This is a genomic window from Caulobacter sp. HMWF025 (assembly GCF_003060965.1).
Lineage (GTDB): Bacteria > Pseudomonadota > Alphaproteobacteria > Caulobacterales > Caulobacteraceae > Caulobacter.
Genome location: NZ_QAII01000041.1, coordinates 18,267 through 21,385, shown reverse-complemented (window position 1 = coordinate 21,385; position 3,119 = coordinate 18,267). Strand labels below are relative to the sequence as shown.

Annotated in this window: 3 protein-coding genes; 1 reads left to right on the top strand and 2 read right to left on the bottom strand. The window is 68.0% G+C overall.

Going from position 1 to position 3,119, the window contains the following annotated elements:
• Positions 1-703: 703 nt before the first annotated feature.
• A complete protein-coding gene (hemF, locus tag DBR10_RS05385; RefSeq protein ID WP_108505557.1) occupies positions 704-1,576 on the bottom strand; it encodes an oxygen-dependent coproporphyrinogen oxidase in 873 nt (290 codons plus the stop codon).
• A gap of 82 nt (positions 1,577-1,658) precedes the next feature.
• On the opposite strand from hemF, the gene DBR10_RS05380 reads away from it, so the two are divergent.
• Complete coding sequence (locus tag DBR10_RS05380) at positions 1,659-2,270, top strand: ribonuclease HII (RefSeq protein ID WP_108505558.1); 612 nt, start codon at positions 1,659-1,661, stop codon at positions 2,268-2,270.
• A gap of 8 nt (positions 2,271-2,278) precedes the next feature.
• On the opposite strand, the gene DBR10_RS05375 is transcribed toward DBR10_RS05380, so the two are convergent.
• A partial coding sequence (locus DBR10_RS05375; protein ID WP_233243283.1) for an acyl-CoA dehydrogenase family protein occupies positions 2,279-3,119 on the bottom strand: 841 nt, incomplete at its 5' end.

The following is a 3,119-nucleotide window of genomic DNA, read 5'->3' as shown; positions in this document are numbered from 1 at the left end:
GGGAACCCCTGGTTCAGCTGAACCGTGAAATGCCGGCGAAGTGCGCGCGCACTTCGCCCCGCCTGCACCTGCGGCGGACAGAGGGGTTCCCGCCACAAGGGCGGGAATGACGGGAGAGAACGGGGATCCAGCGCCTCCAATCCCCGTAACCCCGCCAACAAACCCCAGCTAATTCAAACCCTTACAAAAATCCCCACCGCGCCAATCAAACGCACCCAAAACGCCCCGCATAATCATCCCACCAGATCGCACGGGAAGGGCGCACGTACGGCGACCGATGCGGCGGTCTGGGGTGGTCGAGCGGGCAGCGTCCCGTCGGCCGTCATCTGGGGCCTCAAGTGCCCGGTTTGCGAGACGTGGCCTGTCCCTCCAGGGAAGGCGGGCGTTTCGGATCGGGGTTTGGGATCAGTTCCTTGGGGCGGCGGTCCGGCGGACACGCAACAGGTCCGGGCTGAAATCGCCCGGACGGTCTGGACGGGGTCGCTTCCCCTCCACCCGTCGGGGGCCGAAGTCGGGAGCGGGTTAAAACCCCGCGTCCCGAAGGCTCACCGGATAACGGACTACGCGGAGCGTCTGAACTTCGTCGAAACGGTACTTCAAAACTCTTTGCTCCGGGCGAGGCCCGGACGCTCCGCAGCCCTTCCCACACCTTCAGCGGTCAAACCGCGTGAGGCGGCGAAGCCGTGTCCAGATCACAGGGCCCTTACGGCCACTTCACCGCCGGGGGCATGGAACTGAGGATCGACTCGACATTGCCGCCGGTCTTCAGCCCGAACATCGTGCCCCGGTCATAGAGCAGGTTGAACTCGACATAGCGGCCGCGCTGCACCAACTGCTGCTCGCGCTCGTCGGCGGTCCAGGCCTCGCCCATCCGGCGGCGCACCAGGGTGGGATAGATGTCCAGGAAGGCCTGGCCGACATCGCGGGTGAAGGCAAAGTCGCGGTCCCAGTCGCCGCTGTCGTGATGGTCGTAGAAGATGCCGCCGATGCCGCGTGGCTCGTTGCGGTGTGGCAGGAAGAAGTACTCGTCGCACCAGGCCTTGTACTTGGCGTGCCAGTCGGGGTGATGGGCGTCGCAGGCCCGCTGGTAAGCGGCGTGGAAGTCGACGGCGTCAGGGAAGTCCTGCTGGCGCTGATAGCCCAGCAGGGGGGTCAGGTCGCCGCCGCCGCCGAACCAGCTCTTGGTCGTGGCGATGAAGCGGGTGTTCATGTGCACGGCCGGCACCCGCGGATTGGTCATGTGGGCGATCAGGCTGATGCCTGTCGCAAAGAAGCGCGGGTCCTCGGCCGCCCCCGGCATCGACTTGGCCATCTCCGGCGTGAAGGTGCCGAACACCGTCGAGACATGCACCCCGACCTTCTCGAACAATCGGCCGTGCATCATCGACATGACGCCGCCGCCACCTGCCGCCCGGTCCCAGGGCTTGCGTTCGAAACGGCCGGCCGGCCCGGGATAGAGGTCGGCCGGGGCCTCGTCCTCCAGGGTCTCGAATTCGGCGCAGATCCGGTCGCGCAGGGTTTCGAACCAGGCCCGGGCGCGGGCCTTCTTGTCGTCGAGGTCGTCAGTCGTGCTCATGTACAGCCGATTAAGCGCATCGCGGCCGGGGTGCAAATGTCCGGGCGTTTTCAAGCCCGGCAAACCGCCCTAGACAGGCCCGATGCGCACCGGTCCCGACATGTCTCTCGAACTGGCCTGTGGCCACAGCCCGGTCTGCGGCGTCGACGAGGCGGGGCGGGGGCCCTGGGCCGGGCCGGTCAGCGCCGGGGCGGTGATCCTCGATCCGGACCGCATCCCCAAGGGCCTCAACGACTCCAAGAAACTTACCGCCCGGGCCCGGGCGGCGCTGGAGCTGGAGATCCAGGAGGCCGCCATCGCCTGGGGCGTGGGCCTGGCCGGTGTCGAGGAGATCGACGGGAGCAACATCCTCAAGGCCACGGGCCTGGCCATGCGCCGGGCGGTCGAGGCCCTGGCCGTGACCCCGGCCTTCGCCCTGGTCGACGGCAACTACCGGTTCGACCTGCCGTGCCCGCTGCAGACCGTGGTCAAGGGCGACGCCCTGTCGTGCTCGATCGCGGCGGCCTCGATCCTGGCCAAGGAGGCTCGCGACCGGATCATGGTCGAGATGGACGCCGTCCATCCCGGCTACGGCTTCGCCGGCCACAAGGGCTACCACGCCGCCGTCCATGTCGCGGCCCTGCAGCGGCTGGGGCCCTCGCCGATCCACCGGATGAGCTGGGCCCCGATCAAGGCCCTGCTGGGCGAGGCTTAGCCCCGCGCTCAGATCCCCATCTGCCGGGCCGCCAGGTCGCGCATGATCTCCTCCGAGCCGCCGCCGATCGCATTGACCCGCACCTCGCGATAGATCCGCTCGACGCGGCTGCCGCGCATGTAGCCGGCCCCGCCCATCACCTGCATCGCTTCACGGGCACAGTACTCCAGGGTCTCGGTGGCCTGGACCTTGAGCAGGGCGATCTCGGCGATCGGCTGCTCGCCCTGCTGGATCCGCCAGGCCAGGGTCTCCAGCCAGGCCTGGGTGGTGCTGATGCGCTTGTACATGTCGGCCAGCTTGTGGCGGATCACCTGATGGTCGGCCAGACGCTTGCCGAAGGTCTTGCGCTCCCGGGCCCAGGCGATGGCGTCTTCCAGACAGACCCGCGAGAAACCGACGGCCCCCGCGGTCATGCCGATCCGCTCGCTGTTGAAATTGCGCATGATCCCGGCAAAGCCCTGGTTCTCGGCCCCGATCAGGTTCTCGACCGGCACCCGCACCTGGTCGAAATAGAGGGTGGCGGTGTCCGAGGCCCACCAGCCCTGCTTCTTCAGCGGCGTGCGGGTAAAGCCCTCGCGGTCGCGTTCGATCAGCAGCAGCGATATGCCGCCGGCACCCTCGCCCCCGGTCCGCACCGCCACCGTGTAGAAATCGGCCCGCAGACCGCTGGTGATGTAGGTCTTGCTGCCATTGACCACATAGTCGTCGCCGTCGCGGCGGGCCGTGGTGGTCAGGGCGGCGACGTCCGAGCCGCCCGACGGTTCGGTGATGGCCAGGGCCGAGATCTTCTCGCCGGCCAGCACCGGCGGAATGACCCGCGCCTTCATCGCCTCTTTGCCAAGGGCCCGG

Excerpts from the sequence above, each read along its gene's own strand:
- DBR10_RS05380 (WP_108505558.1), top strand. The coding sequence starts at position 1,659 with ATGCGCACCGGTCCCGACATGTCTCTCGAACTGGCCTGTGGCCACAGC.
- hemF (WP_108505557.1), bottom strand. The coding sequence starts at position 1,576 with ATGAGCACGACTGACGACCTCGACGACAAGAAGGCCCGCGCCCGGGCC.